Below are 20,148 nucleotides of genomic sequence, written 5' to 3'. Positions count from 1 at the left end.
GAAGGAAGACTCTCCTCCCTCTATGAAACTTGTTTTACTTACTTAGCATCAATTTCACTATTTGCTTGTTTTTCTGCTTCCTTCAATGCATCAGCAAGATCCGCCTGACCTAGGAAAGCACTTAAAAACTGATTATTGAAGTTGTTCATAATAATGGGCAAATTGGTACCTTTTGACCAAACAGTAGCATAAGAAGCACCCGCAACTAGAGCCGTACGAAGTTCATCCTGATCATAGCCTAACTCAGCTGCCACAGACTTACGTGTTGGAAGCGCATATCCTTTACTCGTCCAAGTCTTCATTCCTTCCTTACCAGTGAGGTAAGAAATAAGCTTCCAAGCAGCCTCTTTTTTCTCAGATTGAGCATTCATAACGTAAGCAACAGAGTACGCCATCGTCGATTTCTTACCATCTACCGCTGGAAGTTCAGCTGTTCCATACTCTACATCAGGGAATGTATCTGCAAGAAATGGAATGGCCCAGTTGCCTTCAATAACCATAGCTGCTTTTTCCTGTCCAAAGATTTCTCCCCCCCAGTTTACTCCCACTTCTTTTGGCTCCACAGCTGTTTTATCCAAGTTATGCATTTCAATAATTGGCTGAAGGGCATCAACAACCTCAGAGGAAGCGAAGTTCGCTTTGTTATCCTTTACCACTTCTCCCCCTTGGGACTCTGCTAACCAATACATACGAGCTAATTCAGGTGCAACACCGAACCCATAGACACCGTCTTTAGTTAACTTCTTAGCAGCTTCTCGAAATTCTTCCATCGTTTTAGGAACTTCCACACCTGCTTCTGCTAACATCTTTTTGTTATAAAATAAGGCCAGAGTAGAGTAATCTTTTGGGAAACCATACGTTTTTCCGTCAACCACGAATGCTTCTGCTAATGGCTTCTCAAAATCTTCTACATCAAAATCATCTGTAATAAACTCATCAAGCGGTTGAATGACACCTGTTTCAATAAGGGCCGGCGCTTCAAAGGCATCTAAATAAAACACATCCGCTGCCTCTCCACCCACCAAACGTGTTTTCATCACATCCATGTACTGCTCTGAAATCACTTCGTACTTCACATCGATATCTGGATGTTTCTTTTCAAAATCATCAAGAGTTTGCTTTAATAATTTTTCCTCTGTTGGATTTCCACCCCAACCAGCAAGGCTAACCTCTATTTTTTCTCCATCCTCTGTAGATCCATTCCCTTTGTTACTAGAAGCATCATCACTACTACATCCAGATAAAACTCCTGCCATTAATAAAGAAGTAACACCAAGTGCTGAAAGCCATTTTTTTGATTTCATTTTAAAATCTCCTTTCAATCTAGGTTATATTATTAAAAAGGGATCCCTTATAGGGGCAAATAAATATAAATCAATGTCTATTTACAGATAGCTAGATACTCTGATGTATTTTCTAAAATAGTAATCTCGTATTCTTCATCCTGCTTTCTTGTAACCTGTAGAGATAGAATTCCTCCACCTACACGAATGTTTTTCGCCGTTAAAGTATTCATCCCGCTTAATAGTTTAGGAGATATAGTAATCTCCTTCTTAATACCATCTGGAAACAAACCTAATAGCGTTTGTACAAATACAAGTGGTGTCCCTGCTGCCCATGCTTGTGGTGAGCAAGCCACTGGATATTTAACTGGTTTCCCTATTGAATTAGAGTATCCACAGAAGAGCTCTGGCAAGCGCTCATATTCAAAGTAGTTGGATGCCGAGATTAACCCATCAATAACCTTATTGGCGTTTTCTTGATACCCTGCTTTACTCATACCAAGGAGAATCATGCTGTTATCATGTGGCCACACACTTCCATCATGATAACTAATTGGGTTATACCCTGCTTCTCCCTCACCCATTGTCCGGATACCATATCCTGAAAACATTTTTGCGGAAACGAGTGTTTCTACAACTGCCTTTGTTCTATCCTCATCCATCATTCCCGCTTGTAACACATGTCCGGGGTTGGAAGTAATCGTACCAACCTGCTTTTTATTCTCATCTAGAGCAATAGCATAGAAACCTACATCTTCCATCCAAAACTCTTGATCAAACTTTACTTTTAGCTGGTGTGCCTGTTCTCGAAGAGTGGCAGCAACATCCACTTTACCGGTAGATTCATAAAGATTAGCAATTCCCATCTTTGCTTGGTATACATAGCCCTGTACTTCTGCAAGAGCAATTGGTGTTTTGGCATACTCTCCGTCCCGGTGGACGATGGAGTCGCCAGAATCTTTCCAACCTTGATTCGCAATTCCCTTACTAGATTCTTGATGATATTCAACGAATAAATCACCATCTCGGTCACCATACTCATCAATCCACATTAAAGCGTTTTCAATTACTTCCCGCATTTCCTCTACAAATTTAAAATCACCTGTCCAGTTCACATATTCCGTTAATAGAATAAGGAATAATGGTGTGGCATCAATGGTCCCGTAATATGGAGTAAAAGGAATTTGGTTGGTGTTGGCTAATTCCCCAAATCGGATTTCATGCATGATTTTTCCTGGCTGCTCATCTCTCCAAGGGTCTAATTTTGTACCTTGATATTGTGCCAAAGTCCGAAGTGTTCCTTTCGCGATCTCTGGGTTAAAAGAAAGCATTTGTAGGGCAGCAATTAAACTATCACGTCCAAACGGAACACCAAACCAAGGAAGACCTGCAACCGGAAATAAACCGTACCCTAAATCAGTAAGCAAAACCCGAAGATCTCCTATACCACGATCAATTAACTTTTGAAGAGGAACATAATCTGTTTCTACTTTTGTCGTAGCCTCTTCCCACTGACTATAGGAATCTTTTAACTGCAGCAATGCCTCTTCCTTTGTAAGAAGTTGTACATTAGACACTGACCCCACTTCTGGACGGATAATTAACTGTATCGTTTCCTCTTGTTCATGCTCTAAATTAAATTGGAAGGTTACACGCCCAGCTTGATCAATTTCCTTTGCGGTTTTGTCCCAGGTAACCTTTGTGTGGCGTTCAATTTCATCTGCTCCTATATAAGAAAAAGTCATTGAATGATCTTCCACTTTCTGACCAATCCGCTTTCCCACCTTACCTGATTGAAAGCCTCTCACAATAAACATATCTTTGAAATCGACATCAAGTTCGACTGATAAATCGAATTCAATGGATTTAGGGAAATAATTTTTCAGACGAAGTGTTTCATAAAGGATACCTTTAGAAATGAAGCGAGTTCTTTCAATTTCTACAGATTCTCTCCACAGTATGAGTTCCCCGTCTTTTTCTATATGTGGGTTCGTTAACATGATTTTGGCCAAATAATTTTCTGCAGCCTCTGATGCTAGAAGGATGGGCTCTTCTCCATTAATAAATAGCTTTAGCTTACTAAGAAAACGAGTGTCCTTCGTATACAGGCCTAATCCATACATGTGATCGACTGGAATATCACCTTTTTCATCTGTTAGTAAGAATAAATCGTCCTCTTTAATCACTCGGTAATCCATGGTGACCTCCTTATGATGTTCATCATATTTTCCAAAACGTTTCGGATTTTACATATAAATATTTTTCCGAAACGTTTCGGATATAGATTAAAAAGATTACTTAAACGTTTCGGAAAATAAGAACAAAAAACTCCATCCCCTAGAAGCTTTTTGACGTGGTTGACCCTCTAACAATTAGTTTCGTTCCTAGCGTTATGACCTGTGGGTCTGTTTTTCCATCAAGCATACTAATTAATAGCTGCCCTGCTTGAAAGCCTAACTGATAAAAATTTTGAGAAATCGTAGTTAAAGGTGGTGTCGCATAAGAAGCAAGTAAGATATCATCGTATCCTACAATTGAAACATCTTCTGGTACTCGCAATCCCAATTCTTTTGCAGTTGTAATGACACCTAATGCCATTAAATCACTCGCACAAAAAATAGCACTAATTTCTGGGTGTTTCATTAGAAGTTCCTTCGCTACGACTGACGCCGAATGTTCTTCAAACTTCCCATCATAAATCCATTCTTGCTTCACTGGAATGTTAGATTCCTCTAATGCCATTTTATAGCCTTCTAAGCGTTTTTTACTTACAAAAGCTTTACTGTGCCCATTAACCATAGCAATATTTCGATGTCCAAGCTCGATCAGATGCTCAACAGCTTTTTTGGCTCCTGCCACATTATCAGTTGTAACATAACCAACATTATCGGAGTGAACAGGAATATCAATCAACACACAGGGAATATCACTTTCAACAACTTCCAACAGATACGGATCATCTGTCTTAATTCCTTGAATGATGACACCATCTACCCTTCGTTCTCTGCAAAGTTGAGTATATGTCTTTTCACGTTGCTTGGAAGAATTCGTGTTAAAGACCACTAAATCATAGTCACTCTCTGACGCAGACGAGTTGATTCCTGATAGGATAGAAAAAATAATCTGGTCCTTCTCACTTTCTCGATTCAAACCGGATACTAATAAACCAATTGTTTTGGAGACATTCATGACAAGTCCCCTTGCGAGAGTATTAGGACTGTAATTTAGCTCCTTTGCTAGAGTCATAATTTTTTTCCTTGTCTTCTCACTAACATCTGAATAACCATTTAATGCTCTGGAAACTGTAGTGACAGATACTCCAGCTGCTTTTGCTATATCTTTAATTGTTGTAGTCATACAATCCTCCAAAACGTTTCGGAAATATCTGTACATGTAGAATACTAAATTACGCAATCGTTTTCAATGTTTTTTTATAAATTCTTTTAGACATCAAAACTAAAAAAAGAAACACCTACAAAAACCGACCTTCATTACGATAAGAAGGTCGGTTTCTTCAAACGAAATATTACTTTATCTCAGAAGAACTGATCCACTGCTGCCCCTCTTCATCAGGGTTCCACTCATTGAGGATCAAACGTCCATCTTTTGATATTTCAATTGCCTTTCCATTATGAACAGAAATAATTTTTATTGTTCCATTATCATTTTTTGAAAGGATCCAGCGCTGATTATTATAGCCGAGATAATCATATAGCTGGATTTTATTTTTGCCAGTATCATAATCAAGTGCTTTGCCACCCTCGGTTCGGATCGAATACGAACCATACTCATCCCCAGTCGGAACCAACGTCCATTTGATTGTATGATCTGTGTCGGATACGGTCACTGGCTCTCCATTTTGAGACGTTGCCGTATAAATGGCTTGACCTGTTGCTTTATTTGTAAAGCTTGTTACCGTTAAGTTTGCCTCTGTCATACTGCTAACTTTCACATTTTGATAAGATGCTTGACCTCCAAATACATTGACGCCAAAATGTCCTTTTGCAAAGGTACCATCCTTTATATCCATGATTTTTAGTCCATCTACTGTAATCACCATGTGCGGACCTTTTGCTTCAATTTTAACCTTATACGTTTTTCCAGGTTGAATAAAAGCAGGAACTTTCCCAATGACCATTCGATCTTCAAAGCGTCCATCTATTTTGTAAAAAAGACGAAAAGCTTTCATATTCGGATCAAGATTGAAGTAATATCCGTTTCTTCCGTCTTCACTAGCTCGGAACAAAATGGAGCCCGCTCCTCCAGATTCCCCTAGCATCATATCAGCTTCATACGTAAAGTCCCCAGCCGATTCACTTGCGACATAATTGGCATCACTTGTATACGTTCCACGAATTCCGTTTTCTGTGACGGTCCATTTGGACGCAGAGATATCTGATTTCCATCCAGAAAGATTCGTATAAAACTCCCCATCAAATACTTTCACAACTACTCTTTCAGAAGTTTTCCCATTTGGAGTAAATGCGGTAATAACTGCTTCTCCTTTACTTCTGGCTTTAAGCACTGCTTTGGAGTTAGTAGAGGAGGCTATTTTTACAACATTCGGATTGCTAGTTTTCCACATAATTGGTTGTGTACTCTTTCCTTTTTCAGTCTCCAAGGATGCAAATAAGATAATTTCATCCCCCTTATTCATCTCTCTTTGTTTCGTATCCATGGCAATTTTTGTAGTCTCCGCATGGTCTTTCGTCCAAGTGTTAGCAAGAGAATGGACTTTTAAGGAAAGTACGTTCACTTCTCCCCCCTTCGTGTAGAAGCTCATGCTACGACTAGAGGGATCAGGGAAAATAACATCAGAAAAAACAACTTTCCCATCATTGGCAAATACTTCAATGGACCCATCATCTACAAAAATATTCAGTTTGATCCTCTTATTTTCGGGCTTTAAAGATGCTTCGTGTAAAGTAGAAAATGAGCTAGAAAAATCCGTTTCTCCTGAATCTGCACGATTAACAAACAGTTGATTTTCGGCTGGTTTGTATCCTACAACCGTTTTTTCATTCTCACCTTCGCGAACTTGAAAACCAAATTCGGTTGTATGGCTGTCAGATGGGACTTCTATTTCCGCTTCAATTTCAAATGCTCCTGAAGAAAGTCCTTTTAGCAGGTTCGAAGCATTGGTAGGATGTAAAATTTTGTTATGCGTTTCAAAAATAGTGTTTCGAAGGGACTGCAGTTCCTTAATCGGAGCTTGTGCAAGTCTTATTCCTTCCTCCGTATTCACCAGTCTGACTTCTCTCGGAATCGACAGTTCACCCTTCCAACCGGTAGTTGGGAAGGCAAATGGATAATCCCAGTTTGTCATCCATGCCATCATCACACGACGGTTATCTGGCATATTAGCAAAGGACATCGATGCGTAAAACTCTTTCCCGTAATCTGTTTTGAGTACTTTTCCTGCCGCATTGTCATTGACGAATTTTCCATCCGCCGTTAAATGCCCGATAAAATACTCTGCATCAGAGCCTTGTGTTTTTGGATTTGCTCCAGTGCTGATCATGAGAACCCACTTTTTCTCACCTGTTCCGTCTACCTGAAGTTCAAATAGATCCGGGCATTCCCACACACCCCCACGAACATACTCTCCATATCCGAAATTATCCGTAAGTGTCCAATCGATTAAATTGGTGGACGTAAAGAAGCGAATATGATCTCCTCCTGAAACAACCATCACCCAACGATTATTGGCCTCATCACGTACCACCTTCGGATCACGGAAGTCCCAGCCACCTGGATCATCCCCATTCTGCCCTGGATTTTCAATTACAATAGGGTGTTCCGCTGAATACTTCCATGTTCGCCCCTGATCTGTGCTATACGCGAGACCAATTCGTTGGTTTCCATTCCATTCATCCGGATTAAACGAAGTGTAGTAAGCAATTAGCCCTTTACCTCCCGTATGAGTAAAGAGACCGGAAGCATTATTCACATCCGCAATGGCTGAACCTGACCAAACATGACCATGATCATTCCATGGCAACGCAATAGGTAGTCGTTTCCAATTCACCAAGTCTGTACTTACGGCATGAGCCCAAGTCCCGCCATCTTGGTGAAATAAATGATATTCGCCTTCGTAATAGACAAGCCCATTCGGGTCACTAACCGAACCACGAGCTGGAGTATAATGATAATCTGGACGATATTTTTCTTTATAATAGCTTGTGGTTGGAACCACATACACAGCTTGGAAGGCAGCAGCCCCAGAGGTTACCGTGAATCCTAGCAATCCAGTTGAATAGGTTTTATCCGAAATCGTTACAGCTGCTTCTGAATATCCATCCACATACAGCTCGATTTGATCACCGTTTGCAATAACCTCTAAATGATGTTTGCTATCTTCTTGGGAAGGAAACGCTATTTCAGAGGTTTTTAGAATCGTTCCATCCATCTTCTTCAATTGCGCTTTAACCATGTTTCCTTCTTTAACTAGTGCTGCTTCATATCCCTCTGTTCCTTGTTCATTTGTTCGAAAGACAAGTGCTGCTTCTGATTGTTGTTCAGCAAAGGAAATATTTCCTTCAAGAACAAAGTCACTTTCACTCGTATGAAAAACATTTTTCGCTTTTATACCATCAACAGCACTTCCTTTTAAGCCAAGAAGAGATGGTTCCCATGTTCCTTCCTTAACAAGGGAAGAACCTAGATTAGTAGACAGCTCACTAATCTTTACATTTTGAAACAATGCAGAACCATCCCATACGTTCAGTCCAAGAAATCCCTTCTCATAAGTGGCATTGTTTACATCAATAATGGGATCATATTTATTACCCCAATAGACTTTGATATTGTCTTCTACCACCTTCACCTTCAGATGATAGATTCCTCCCTCTTGAAGTGTGACTGGATACTCTTCTTTTAACCTTGTTTCGTCACGTGCATCGCGGAGTCGTATCATTCCCGCATTCGGAACAATTTGGAGCATATAAGAGGCCCAACCGTCTTCATTCGAACGAAAGACTAACGTCGCGTCTGCATTCTTATCAATGACTTTTATATCTGCTTCATAAATAAAATCTTGAGAAGTAACACTTGAGATAGCCATGACATTCTCATTTGGTTCTGAGGTCAGCAATAATCCCTGTTGCGTGTCTTCTAATGAACCTTTTCCTTTCACTTGCCAGCCTGATAGATTTGTATTTGCTTGTAATCCATTTTCTAAAATTGTTGCACCCTCCTTCGGTTCGGTTGCCAGTCCTTCCGTAGGGTGACTAACAAAAGTTCCTACTGAGGAAGCAAGTAGTACAGCAACAAAAAATACTGAAGCCTTTTTTATGAAAGTTGGTTTCATCCTTTCCCCTCTCTTACAAATAAATGAATTTTTTGCGGTTCTCATGGATTAAACCTTTCACTTCGTCCTCGGTTGGCAAAGCAGAAATAGCTCCCACTTTCGTACAAACCAATGCACCCACGAAGTTGCTGTAAGAAATCACTTCTTTTAATTGTTCAAAGTCTTCTATAACTAGTTTAGGATTCTCAAAGGTAGATAACTGATAGAGAGTTGCTCCTACAAAAGCATCTCCCGCTCCTGTTGAATCAATGGAAGTGACTTTTATGCTAGGAACCATCTCACACTTTTGTCCATTAGAGATCAAGGTTCCTTCTGCCCCTAAGGTGACCGCTAAAACTTTTGCTCCCATTTGATGCAAAGCCGCAATTCCTTTCCTTACATCATCCATTCCTGAGAGAATTCTTAACTCTTCCTCGCTCACTTTTACAAAGTCAGCGATTGACATTCCTTGCCTTGACCACTCCTTAAAATGCTCTACTCTTCCTCTCCATAGAGATGACCTATAGTTTGGATCGAACGAGAGCAACTTTCCTCTTTCCTTTGCGTCCCTCATCAGATTGATATACGTAGATCGAAAGGGTTCATTTAATAGGGCAGTTGCGGAACCGAAGTGAAGTATTTGATTCGTCATGATGCTCTCTTTATCCAATTCTTCCTCTGTTACAAACGCATCTGCTCCTCGGTTGAAAATAAAATCTCTTTCTCCATCTGCCTTTAAGGAAACAAATGCTTGTGTTGTTGGATGAGCTTGATCAAATAATAGTAAGGACGTATCGACATGGCAATTCTCTAACGTTTGCTTTAAAAAATATCCAAACGGATCATTGCCAACCTTGCCAGAAAACTGTGCTTTTCCCCCTAACTTTACGATTGCTGCACAAACATTGGCTGGTGCACCACCTGCCTGTTTTTCGAAATGTTTTCCATCTATTAAATTCACATTCACATCTGTACAGAAAAAATCAATCATTAATTCTCCTATACAAAACACCGATGAACTGGTTGCCATTTATCATCAACCTACCTTTTCAACATTCTCTAATTTTAATTATTTCTCCCAAATAGACGAGAGCTCAGTAAGTTTTAATGAAGAGACATTTGTGATTCCATTTTTTGAATAGATAACCATCTTGTTATATGGTTGATTCGGATAAACCAGGCTTGTGCAAACAGCCTTTCCATCATTGGCAAATACCTCGACGGAAGATGTGTCTAGCCAAATTTGTAAGTGTATTTGGTTGTTCTCTGTCTTTACACTAGCCTCCTGTATCGCAGGAAATGAGTCAGAAAAATGGTTCATTCCTGCATTCTCCCTGTCAACCGTCAGCTTTTCGACTTCCGTATCATACTGAACGATGACTTTTTCCTGAATCGAATTTTCAAACATGATTCCAAAGGAAGTAGAATCTCTTTTTTCAAAGGAGATATTCACTTCCATTAAGCTACTAAGCAGATCACAATAAAATGGATTGTTCGGTTCAAGTGATACTTCCTGAATTTCTTCACTCTCATTTCGTAGTTTATGAATTTCTGATATCACCTTCTGCACAACACGAATTCCCTCTTCAGCAGTGGTGAGGGAAAGTTCCCTTGGCAATGTCATCGCACTACGCCACCCCTCGGTTGGGAGTAAGTTTGCATACCTCCAATTGCTCATCCAGCCAATATAAATTCTTCTACCATCTTCCTCAGGTACATCCGACCAGCTCACCCCTGCATAGTTATCTCTGCCAAAATCAAGCCAAAGAGTCGTACGATCACTATGTTCATTCACAAATGTCTTTCCATCAAATTGGCCAATGAAATATTGTGTTCGGGATCCTTCTGGAAAAGCTGGATTATCGCCAATGCTAACAAGCATCACCCAACGCCTATTGCTTTCGTCACCATCTACAGGCAGTTCGAATAAGTCTGGGCATTCCCACACTCCATCATGTGACCCTGCTTGATGGCCAAATTCACTAGCAAACTCCCAATCTATTAAATTACAAGACGTATAAAGGGTGACCGTTTGACCAGTTGCTAAAATCATCACCCATTTGTTGGACTGCGTATGCCAAAACACCTTTGGGTCTCGGTAATCTGTAATCTCCTCGTCTGAAAGTACCGGATTTCCTTCATATTTTATCCATGTTCGTCCGTTATCTTTGCTGTATGCCAGGCTTTGCCGTTGTCTTGGTCTCTCGGAATCCGGATACGTATCATGGCTCGTATAGATAGCTACTAATCCTGCTTTTCCACCAAAAAAGCCCGTCGTGTCCTTCCAATCGACCACTGCACTTCCAGAAAAAATCGTGCCATGCTCATCGGGATGTAAGGCAATGGGAAGCTGCTCCCAATACACCAAATCTTTACTCACTGCATGCCCCCAGTGCATTGGTCCCCAAGTAGTACCAAAAGGATGATATTGATAGAACAAATGGTATTCTCCTTCAAAGAACACCATTCCATTTGGGTCATTCATCCACTTTTCTTCTGGGGAATAATGAAATTGAGGTCGATGTTTTTCTTTATATCGTGTTTTAATCATGCTTTTTCCGCTCCTTTTTTATAACTATAAGTAGAAGAAGGCTGTAAAAGGTTACAGCCTCACTCTTATTCAGCACATTAACGATTTCTGTCATAACCTGCTTGCTTAATGTCTAGCCAATCTTGTAAACCTAGTCGGTCTAGCTCTTTTAAATAGCTATCCCATTCTTTTTCCACTTTTCCATTTTGAATCCACTCTGCCCGTTTTCTCATGACGAAAGCAAACATATCCGTTTCAATGGCAGTTAATCGATCAAGGTCTTCAATCGAGAAGAACACTCTAGGATAAATATTTTCTGCTTGCATATGAGGAACCATAACGTCCTTCAACAAACCTAATCTCCATGCAGCATCATCTGGCTTTGTTGTGACCGTACCGTAGTACTCATCAAGGATTGCTAACGGTCCGCCGATATTTGTCTTTTGTCTTAACTCAACTGGTGCCGTACCTTCTAAAGGTAAATGCTTCAGCATATTCGCTGCTTCATCGTACTCAAAGATGTTCTGTTGCTTATCATCTCCATACGTTCCCCAGTTATTTTGTACAGATTGAATCGGATCGTATAGCTCATCAATCCACTTCGCTGTTAATTCAAGATTTTTATTGGCACTTGTAATAACCATTCTTCCACGGTCAAAGCCCATACCATTTGTTCTTGTCACGTTCACCTGTCCATCTGGTCCTGCAAGTGGTTTCATCACATCGTATTTATCGTTCATACCCGTGATATTTGCCTTATCCCATGTGAAGTAAAGACCATAGCGATTGTCTTTTCCTTTGGCGATATACGTATTCCAATCTTGTTCAAATGCCTCGATATCAATTAATCCTTCTGCATATAATTCATTTAGAAATTTGATTCCTTCCTTATATCCTTCATCGGAAGCAGTGAAGGTAACCTCTCCATCATTCGTCACGACTGTATGATCCCAGTTCTCACCAAGGCCGAAAGATCCAAACAAGAAAGCTAAGTCTTCCCCACCTGGTTTACTAATAAATGACATCGGAATTTCATCCGCTTTTCCATTACCATTCGGGTCCTTTGTTTTAAAAGCAATTAATACTTCTTTTAACTCTTCTGTTGTAGTTGGCATTTCTAGACCTAATTTGTTTAGCCATTCAACATTGATCCACGGGAGGTCATCTACAGAATGTATGCTTTCTTTCCCAGAACCAAGTTCTTCAATCCATGGGAAAGAATAAATATGGCCATCTGGAGCCGTCATCATCGCTTTATACTCAGGTGCTGCCTCAAGAACCTTCTGTAAATTCGGCATATACTTCTCAATTAATTCTTCAACCGGTACAATCGCACCGTCCTTTGCTAGTTTTAAAAGATCATAGTCTCCATACCCTGCGTCAATGATGGCATCCGGTAAATCTCCACTCGCCATCGCAAGGTTTCTTTTTTCCACAAACACATCAGACGTGTAGTTTTTCCACTTGATATTGACACCAGTCTCTTCTTCCAGACGTTGGTAAATTATTTTTTCGTTCGGATCCTTTGGTGCAAGCGGTGAGCTTTGTGTCATAAAGTTGAGTGTGACCTTTTCTTCAAGTGGGAAGCTTACATCCTTTAAGTTATACTCTTTTGATGCGGTTTCACTGCCTTTATTGCTGCAACCAGATGCGAGTAATAGGGTAGCTAAGGTAACAGCAGCGATCTTTTTTCCTTTTTTCATCGTATTGACCCTCCAAATTAATAATTTGTAAGCATTTTCATTATTTTTTATAGTTAGTGGCTCATTATTTTAATGAACCGACCATAACACCTTTTTCAAAGTACTTTTGGAAGAATGGATACATCACAATTAGCGGTAGACTCGAAATGACAATCGATGAGTATTTAATCATTTCTGACAGCTTTTTCAGCTCAGCCATCGCCAACTGATCGCTAATCATTCCAGGATCTGTTGAGTTCTGAATTAGGATCGAACGTAACACAAGCTGCAATGGATGAAGATTAGGATCATCCAAGTAAATCATCGCATCAAAGTACGAATTCCACTGTCCTACAAATGCATACATGGCTAAAACGAAAATGATCGGTTTGGAAAGTGGCAGTACAATTTTAAAGAAGATAAGTAAGTCCGAGGCCCCATCTACCTTTGCTGCTTCATGCAACTCGTATGGAATACCCTTGAAATACGTTCTTGCAAGGATGATATTCCATACATTGATCGCACCTGGCAGGATGATCGCCCAAATCGTATTTAACATCCCTAGGTCTTTTACAAGCAGGTAGGTTGGAATCAAACCACCGCTAAAAAACATAGTGATGATAAACATTGTCATAAAGAAGTTTTTTCCGACAAATCCGTTAACTGAAAGTGGATAGGCTGCAAACAGTGACACCACGACAGTAACAACCGCAAAGCCCACCGAATATAGAACCGAATTGATGAAGCCTTTTAGCATCGCATCATTTCCTAGGATGAGCTTATAGCCTTTCAAACTCCAATCTGAGAGATTAAAAGAAATTCCTTTATTTAATAGAACGGTTGGATCCATAAATGAGGCTAATACCACATACACCAAAGGAACCAATACGACTAACACTGCTAGAAAAAGAAAGATATTGTTTAAGGTTAATATCATTCGGTCCATCCGCGTATACTTGATATTCATTGGTCTAACTCCTTTCTGATCAATATAATCCTTCGCCTTCGTTCAGCTTCTTCACGATATAGTTCACGACCACTAGCAGAATAACGTTAATGACTGAGTTAAATAGCCCAACTGCTGCTGAGTAAGCATAATCGCCTGCTTGTAAACCCACTTTGTAAACATAGGTTGGAAGAATTTCAGACGTTGGCAAATTCATTGTCGTTTGCATCAGATACGCTTTTTCGAACCCGATCGCCATGATCCCACCAGCACCTAAGATAAACGTCACGGCCATCAATGGCTTTAAGGTTGGCAGATCAATATGAATCATTCTTTGTATAATATTAGCTCCATCAAGGGTAGCGGCATTATGCAATTCAGGATCTACATTCGCTAGCGCGGCTACATATATAATCGATGACCAACCAGCCGCTTGCCAGATTCCAGATAGGATATAGATACTTCTAAAGTAATCTGGATCGGATAGAAACCCAATTGGTTCCCCTGTCAGCATCGTGACGATCTGATTGATGGGACCTGTTGGTGATAGGAAAATAAACAGCATTCCCACAATAACAACGACTGAAATAAAATTAGGCGCGTACAGGACAAGCTGAACATTCTTTTTAATAGCTGCCCGTCGTACTTGATTCAACATCAGTGCAAGGATGATGGGTATTGGAAACCCAAGGAGTAACCCGTAAAAGCTGAGTTTCAGTGTGCTCATAAAAATCGTTCCAAAATTTGGTGAAGACAAAAACTTTGTGAAGTTTTCCAAGCCGACCCATTCGCTCCCAAGAATTCCTTTGATCGTACTAAAATCCTTAAAGGCAATGATTGCACCGTACATAGGAATATATTTAAAAACGATCGTGAGAATAATAGCCGGTGCAATTAACAAATAGAGAAAATAGTTTTCACGGATATAACGTAATTTCTTGCTTAATTTCGTCACTCTTATCTCCGCCTGATTCGAAATAGCAGCATCTTTGCCTGCTTCAGCCTTTATTAATTCCTGCATTTTTGTAACCTCCAATCTAGTTTTCTACTAGCTTTCTTTCTTGTTTTAACTATAACAGGACGAGGAAAGTCGATATTTTGAGTTCTTCGGAATTCCATGTTTAAAATTTTCGGCATATGGAATCGTTTTCAAAAATAAAAAAACCCCTAGCATATATAGCTAGAGGATCTATCCTTTAAGGTTTCTGAAATTCCTGTATCCCTGCATTAATCTTTTCAACAGCCTCTTTGGCAGAGGTATGAACATCCTTCCCTCCGAGACCGATGTCTTCAAATAAAACTCGAATCGCATTGCTTACGACAGGGTATGCTGGAGTAACTGGACGGTTGTGCGAATGCCTTAGCGTTTGCTCGATAAAAATATTTAACGGATATTGATTAAGTTCCGGAATATCTTTGACTACGGAGTATCTTGCTGGCAGATCACTTGTAATCGTGACGTATTTCTTCATTCCCTCATATCCAGTCACGTACTTAATAAACTTCCACGCTTCGTTCGGATATTTGGATTGCGATGAAATACCTAGCGCCCACCCTCCATTGGGAGCCACCTGGTATGCCCCCTTCGGTAATGGAGCTACTCCAAAATCCTCGCCAATAGTAAAATCTGCATTTCTTTCAAAGTCCTTAATAGTCCACGATCCTAATACGGTCATCGCAAGCTTTCCTTTTATAAAGTCATCTGTTCCCATTTCTACTGAAGCCACCCCTTGCTTGTGGTAGAAATCCTGGAATAATTGCAGAGCCTCAATTGACTTCTCTGAATCCAAATATCCACTCGCTGTTGATGCATCAGGACTCAACACATCGGCTCCAAACTGCCACAAGAAAGGCATTTTAAAGTAGGCAGGTGCTTCTCCTTCTCCAAATCCTTGGCCAGGATCAATGCCGAATATTCCTTTTTCCGTATTGGTTACTTTTTTGGCAATCTCGATCACTTCGTCCCAAGTTAATGGTTCATTTGGATTGGATGATGGGAAGGGTACCCCAGCCTCTTTAAGAACATGCTTATTATAAAATAGAGCAATGCTCGATTCTGCAATGGGAGCAAGATAGATTTGATCATTATAACTTAGTCCTCTTAAAGTGGACGTTGGGAAGTCCTCAATACTTCCCTCACTTTTCATAAAATGATCTATTGATAAAAGTGATCCCGCATTAGCATAAAGAGCAAGTGTCGGACTATCTATCGCCATAATATCAGGAGGTGTGCCCGTTGCGATTTCTGTCCGGAGTCTCACTTCATAGTCGCTGTAAGGAATGGTTTTCATCTTAATGTTGATATCCGGATTCGCCTTTTCAAATGATGAAACTAATTCTTCATAAGCTTTATTTTCTGCATCATTTCCTCTGTTTCTCCAAAACGTAAGCACCGTTTTTTGCTCAGCTTTTGGTTTTGTCTCTGCCTCTTCTTTCCTAGATGGTTGAAAAAGGGTAAGACCAACTATCAACAGGCAGAGAAAAAGAATGAAAGATAGAATGAAAAACATCCGTTTTTTCATCTGTTCATATCCTTCCTAATTTTTCTTCGTATGACTGACGAAAATCAACTGGTGTTTGCTGATAATGCTTTTTAAAAACCGTACTAAAATATCCAGAGTTCGAATAACCAACCAAATTAGCCACATCAATAATCTTAAGCTGCTTGTCCTTCAAGAATTCCTTTGCTTTTTCCATTCTTACATTCAGGAGATAATCGCTGAAATTTTGTCCCACTTGATGTTTAAAGGTTTCTGACAAATGGGCGCTATTAATATGAAACATTTCTGATAGAAAGGTTAGAGAGATTTCATTGGCATAATGCTGATCTAAGTACTGACGAACACCCTCAATGATCAATTTTCCATTAGAAAATCGGGCCGTTCTAACTTTTTCAATAATTAATTGCCCTAACTCCGTAAGCTGTTCAATCACTTTAGGAAAGGAATTCAATTCCCAAATACTTTGCTGGCAACTCCACATCATGCTTTGTACATCTCTTGTTTCCAAATCATATTTACGGGCAGCTGACCCTAATAAAAATAATACCCGGTTCGAGAGAAAGGAGAAGGCCATAATGGACTGAGCTTCGTTTCTTCCTAAAAGAGTATCTAAATTCTCCTTAAACAACCCAAAATTGGCCGTTTCAACCGCATTGATCAATTTTCTTTCCTTATCTGAAGAAAATTCAAAATCGTCTTCCTGCAAATGGGACGCATCACAAATTTGAGATCGAGAACCTAATTGACTTTTGCTCCAAGCTAGCAAACTAGAAATATAGCCATTTTTCAGATTAGCAACTCCTCTTACCACAACGCCCAAGCCTATCACTGTCTCTAGATGAAGTAGATTTTGTACATTCTGCTGAATATTTTTGACTAAATCAGAATGCGTATTCTGTTCTTTGTCTACAACCTGTAAGAAATGAATCATATTTGCATAACTAGGATCATAAAACGGATACAATCCCTTTTCATCATATGCGATTTCTTTACACATCATTTGAAACGGAAGCCATAGTTCTTTTAAACGATTGGCTTGCTCGTTTTTATTCCTGATTTCGATTGTTATAAAACGGAATTCTCTGCTTTCACTTGCCATATCCTCTAAATGAAGTTGTCGAAGTCTTTCTTTTACCATGGATGACTCCGTCCACTCTTCCTTTACTAAATAAAGCAGATATTGTTCTTGTACTTCTTGGAGGCGTGTCATGGCGAGATGTTTCATTTGGGCTGCTTCTGCCTGCTTTTTCTTCTCTTCTTCCGTTTCTTTACGAATTTTTCGTAAGGTTTCTTCTAGTTCGTCTGGTGCAACAGGTTTTAATAAATAATCCTTTACTCCCTTCTGCATGGAACCTCTGACGTATTCAAAATCAGAGTACCCGGATAGTACGACCACTTTCACCTGTGGAAATTCTTCAAAACAGCGTTGAGCAAATTCAAGACCATCCATAATAGGCATTCTCATATCTGTGATGACAAGGTCAATTTTCATCGTTCGTAACCATTCCAAGGCTTCTTTTCCATTAGATGCTTCTCCAATGATTTCAAATCCCTCTTCTTCCCAATCAATCTTCATTCGAAGTCCCATACGTACTTGTTTTTCATCATCTGTGATAAGTACCTTCAACATCTCGGGTCACCTCCACTATACTTAATGTGCAGCTGGATTTTTGTCCCTATCCCTTTGGTAGAGTCCATTTGGTAAGAAAAGTCCTCACCGTAATAAAGCTTTAAACGACCAAGTACATTTCTAAGACCAATACTCGTTCCCTTACTTTGTAAAACACCTGTTGATTCTTGTGCATCTTCCTGATGAAGAAGATCCATTAATACATCATCTGACATTCCTACACCTTTATCTTCAACCACTAATAGTAATTGGTCATCAATCCATTTTGTTTGGATGAAAATATCAGCATAACTTTTCTCGCTAAAACTATATTTCACAGCATTTTCCACTAGTGGTTGGAGGATAAATTTAATGATTGGAAGATGTTTAGCCAAGCTATCTTCCTCTATCGTAATAGAAATGGTATCCATATATCTCATTTTCAAAATATTGGTATAACTACGAATATAGCTCATTTCTTCTCCTAAAGTGACCACATCATTTTGAGTATTCAAGGAGTACCTCATCATTCGTCCTAAATAAACGCTAACATTCATTACTTCTCTATTTTTCCCTTGAGCAGCCAAGCCACCAATGATTTCAAGTGTATTATTCATAAAATGAGGGTTGATCTGTAGCAACAAGGCTTTGTATTCTGCGTCTTTCCTCCGAATATTAGCCTCATATTCAGTCTCAATTCTATTTTTCAGCTGATCGACTGTATGTCCAAATACATTTACTAGATAACCAACTTCATTGTTTTGCGATTTAATCGTGGGCATAAACCGCTTAGCACCGGCAAAATCTCCTCTTTCGATAAATCCCATTGCTTTTGCCAGCTTCCCTAATGGACTGACAATATTGGATGAAAGCATATAAGATGCCAAGATGGTAAGTAAGAAAACGAATCCTGAGATTGTAAGCATGCGATGACGCAGGTCATTCGCCTTTGAAAATAAGTCTGACTCCGTTACTTCGCTTAGTAAAATCCAGCCACCAACAGATAATTTCTGATAAAACACGAAGTAAGTTTCACTGTTCAACTTTACTTCTATTAATCCATTATTCTCTTTACTTTTGTTGATTTTTGTTAAGCTAGTCGATAGCACCGGTTTCGGGGTATGAATTTCTCCTGTTAAAACATTCTCTCCTCGTTTGTTTAACAAATAGGCATGTCCCTTTTGTCCGATCTTATTTTTATTTAAAGCCGTCTCAAGCAATTCAGTTGGAAAATTCACCTTGATGATGCCATAGGACGCAAGTGTATTCATATCTATTAACGGGGATATATAACTATTAATATTCCCTGGAGTAGGTTGATAAGGGTCATTATGGGAAGAGACAAACGAATTTCCATCCCTCATATACTCTTTATACCAGCTTTCCTGCTTTAAAAGGGGGTTGTTTCCCCATGCACCTGTGCCATCATTGAGCATGACCCCGACGGACATTCCATTTGAGTTATTAACCGTCATCGAAGCAAGAAGACTTTTCATTTGATTCCTGATTAATAATCTTTGATTTTTCGTCACATCCGATGAAACCTTATCTGTCTTCATCCACTGCAAAGTCGTTGGATTGACGAGAATTTGTTTTCCTAAATCCTCAGCCTGAGTGGTAATCGATTGGATGTACAACGAATATTGATCCATCATCTCCACAGTTAAATCCTGCGTCTGTTCTTCAATCACAGAAGAAAACCAACTTGGAACCAAGAAGGAGAAGACAACAAACGGAATAGTTAACAAACAGGTGAAAACCAAAAATAGACGATTTCGTAATGAAAAAAACATTTCTCACCTCCTCATGCAAGTAAACCCTTACAGATACTTCTTATACCCAATTTAGCATATCGTCGTATTTTGGAACATAGGAACTTAAAAAGAAAAAGGACCTCCGTACCATAATAAGTAGTTCGGTTTTGAAGTACAAAATTAGAACTAACCTTGCTATTCAATCAGTCATTCACACTTAAATTAACAGGCAATTTGATAAGCAAAAATGCTTGGAACATTGTGTCTCCAAGCATTTTTTACATTATTTTGCACTCTATAGTTGATAATAGAACATTGATTTCACTAAGTACGAAATATAAACAGAAAAATTCCGTTTATTTTGGGAAATACCAACATTTCATGCAAAATAAGCGGAGTTTTTCCGGTTATATGCAGAATGGAGCTTGTTTCGGGGTAAATAAGGGGAGATTTTCCGTTTATGGATAGCAAAATCTCCCCATTTTCACGTTTTTCGAGTCAATAGTCGGAATTTCTCCGTCTATTTGAGCTATTTATTATCGTATTTATTAATTA

At 39.5% G+C, this 20,148-nt stretch carries 12 protein-coding genes; all 12 read right to left on the bottom strand.

Features of this window, described 5'->3' with window-relative positions:
- Positions 1–38 precede the first annotated feature (38 nt).
- The 12 genes from M3175_RS22535 to M3175_RS22480 all read right to left on the bottom strand — a co-directional run bounded on the left by M3175_RS22535 (position 39) and on the right by M3175_RS22480 (position 19,632).
- On the bottom strand, positions 39–1,304 hold the full coding sequence (locus M3175_RS22535; RefSeq protein WP_251523758.1) for an ABC transporter substrate-binding protein: 1,266 nt from the start codon (positions 1,302–1,304) through the stop codon (positions 39–41).
- Between the two features lie 77 nt (positions 1,305–1,381).
- Positions 1,382–3,481 carry an amylo-alpha-1,6-glucosidase gene (locus M3175_RS22530; protein WP_251523756.1) on the bottom strand — a complete coding sequence of 700 codons (2,100 nt, stop codon included), beginning with the start codon at positions 3,479–3,481 and terminating at the stop codon, positions 1,382–1,384.
- Positions 3,482–3,620: 139 nt separating this feature from the next.
- Entirely contained in the window at positions 3,621–4,640 is a 1,020-nt protein-coding gene (locus M3175_RS22525) for a LacI family DNA-binding transcriptional regulator (protein ID WP_251523754.1), read from the bottom strand.
- Positions 4,641–4,809: 169 nt separating this feature from the next.
- Positions 4,810–8,592 carry a GH32 C-terminal domain-containing protein gene (locus M3175_RS22520; RefSeq protein ID WP_251523752.1) on the bottom strand — a complete coding sequence of 1,261 codons (3,783 nt, stop codon included), beginning with the start codon at positions 8,590–8,592 and terminating at the stop codon, positions 4,810–4,812.
- A 13-nt stretch (positions 8,593–8,605) separates the two neighbouring features.
- Entirely contained in the window at positions 8,606–9,601 is a 996-nt protein-coding gene (locus tag M3175_RS22515) for a carbohydrate kinase family protein (protein WP_251523750.1), read from the bottom strand.
- A gap of 39 nt (positions 9,602–9,640) precedes the next feature.
- Complete coding sequence (locus M3175_RS22510; RefSeq protein ID WP_251523748.1) at positions 9,641–11,122, bottom strand: glycoside hydrolase family 32 protein; 1,482 nt, start codon at positions 11,120–11,122, stop codon at positions 9,641–9,643.
- Positions 11,123–11,199: 77 nt separating this feature from the next.
- The gene (locus M3175_RS22505; protein WP_251523746.1) at positions 11,200–12,804 is read right to left on the bottom strand and encodes an ABC transporter substrate-binding protein; all 1,605 of its coding nucleotides are present in this window, start codon (positions 12,802–12,804) and stop codon (positions 11,200–11,202) included.
- Positions 12,805–12,868: 64 nt separating this feature from the next.
- Positions 12,869–13,750 carry a carbohydrate ABC transporter permease gene (locus M3175_RS22500; RefSeq protein ID WP_119709934.1) on the bottom strand — a complete coding sequence of 294 codons (882 nt, stop codon included), beginning with the start codon at positions 13,748–13,750 and terminating at the stop codon, positions 12,869–12,871.
- Between the two features lie 19 nt (positions 13,751–13,769).
- Complete coding sequence (locus tag M3175_RS22495) at positions 13,770–14,750, bottom strand: ABC transporter permease (RefSeq protein WP_251523744.1); 981 nt, start codon at positions 14,748–14,750, stop codon at positions 13,770–13,772.
- Between the two features lie 175 nt (positions 14,751–14,925).
- Positions 14,926–16,251, bottom strand: a complete 1,326-nt coding sequence (locus M3175_RS22490; RefSeq protein WP_251523742.1) for an ABC transporter substrate-binding protein — start codon at positions 16,249–16,251, stop codon at positions 14,926–14,928.
- A gap of 4 nt (positions 16,252–16,255) precedes the next feature.
- Positions 16,256–17,860, bottom strand: coding sequence for a response regulator transcription factor (locus tag M3175_RS22485; protein WP_251523740.1), 1,605 nt, complete (start codon positions 17,858–17,860; stop codon positions 16,256–16,258).
- A complete protein-coding gene (locus M3175_RS22480) occupies positions 17,854–19,632 on the bottom strand; it encodes a sensor histidine kinase (protein WP_251523738.1) in 1,779 nt (592 codons plus the stop codon). The genes M3175_RS22485 and M3175_RS22480 overlap by 7 nt, the downstream gene beginning before the upstream one ends.
- Positions 19,633–20,148: the final 516 nt, after the last annotated feature.

Origin of the sequence: Robertmurraya korlensis (assembly GCF_023715225.1) — a bacterium.
GTDB lineage: Bacteria > Bacillota > Bacilli > Bacillales > Cytobacillaceae > Robertmurraya_A.
This window is presented reverse-complemented; position numbering and strand designations above follow the sequence as displayed.

Excerpts from the sequence above, each read along its gene's own strand:
- M3175_RS22520 (WP_251523752.1), bottom strand. The coding sequence starts at position 8,592 with ATGAAACCAACTTTCATAAAAAAGGCTTCAGTATTTTTTGTTGCTGTA.
- M3175_RS22535 (WP_251523758.1), bottom strand. The coding sequence starts at position 1,304 with ATGAAATCAAAAAAATGGCTTTCAGCACTTGGTGTTACTTCTTTATTA.
- M3175_RS22490 (WP_251523742.1), bottom strand. The coding sequence starts at position 16,251 with ATGAAAAAACGGATGTTTTTCATTCTATCTTTCATTCTTTTTCTCTGC.
- M3175_RS22485 (WP_251523740.1), bottom strand. The coding sequence starts at position 17,860 with ATGTTGAAGGTACTTATCACAGATGATGAAAAACAAGTACGTATGGGA.
- M3175_RS22495 (WP_251523744.1), bottom strand. The coding sequence starts at position 14,750 with ATGCAGGAATTAATAAAGGCTGAAGCAGGCAAAGATGCTGCTATTTCG.
- M3175_RS22515 (WP_251523750.1), bottom strand. The coding sequence starts at position 9,601 with ATGGCAACCAGTTCATCGGTGTTTTGTATAGGAGAATTAATGATTGAT.
- M3175_RS22480 (WP_251523738.1), bottom strand. The coding sequence starts at position 19,632 with ATGTTTTTTTCATTACGAAATCGTCTATTTTTGGTTTTCACCTGTTTG.
- M3175_RS22505 (WP_251523746.1), bottom strand. The coding sequence starts at position 12,804 with ATGAAAAAAGGAAAAAAGATCGCTGCTGTTACCTTAGCTACCCTATTA.
- M3175_RS22510 (WP_251523748.1), bottom strand. The coding sequence starts at position 11,122 with ATGATTAAAACACGATATAAAGAAAAACATCGACCTCAATTTCATTAT.
- M3175_RS22530 (WP_251523756.1), bottom strand. The coding sequence starts at position 3,481 with ATGGATTACCGAGTGATTAAAGAGGACGATTTATTCTTACTAACAGAT.
- M3175_RS22500 (WP_119709934.1), bottom strand. The coding sequence starts at position 13,750 with ATGAATATCAAGTATACGCGGATGGACCGAATGATATTAACCTTAAAC.
- M3175_RS22525 (WP_251523754.1), bottom strand. The coding sequence starts at position 4,640 with ATGACTACAACAATTAAAGATATAGCAAAAGCAGCTGGAGTATCTGTC.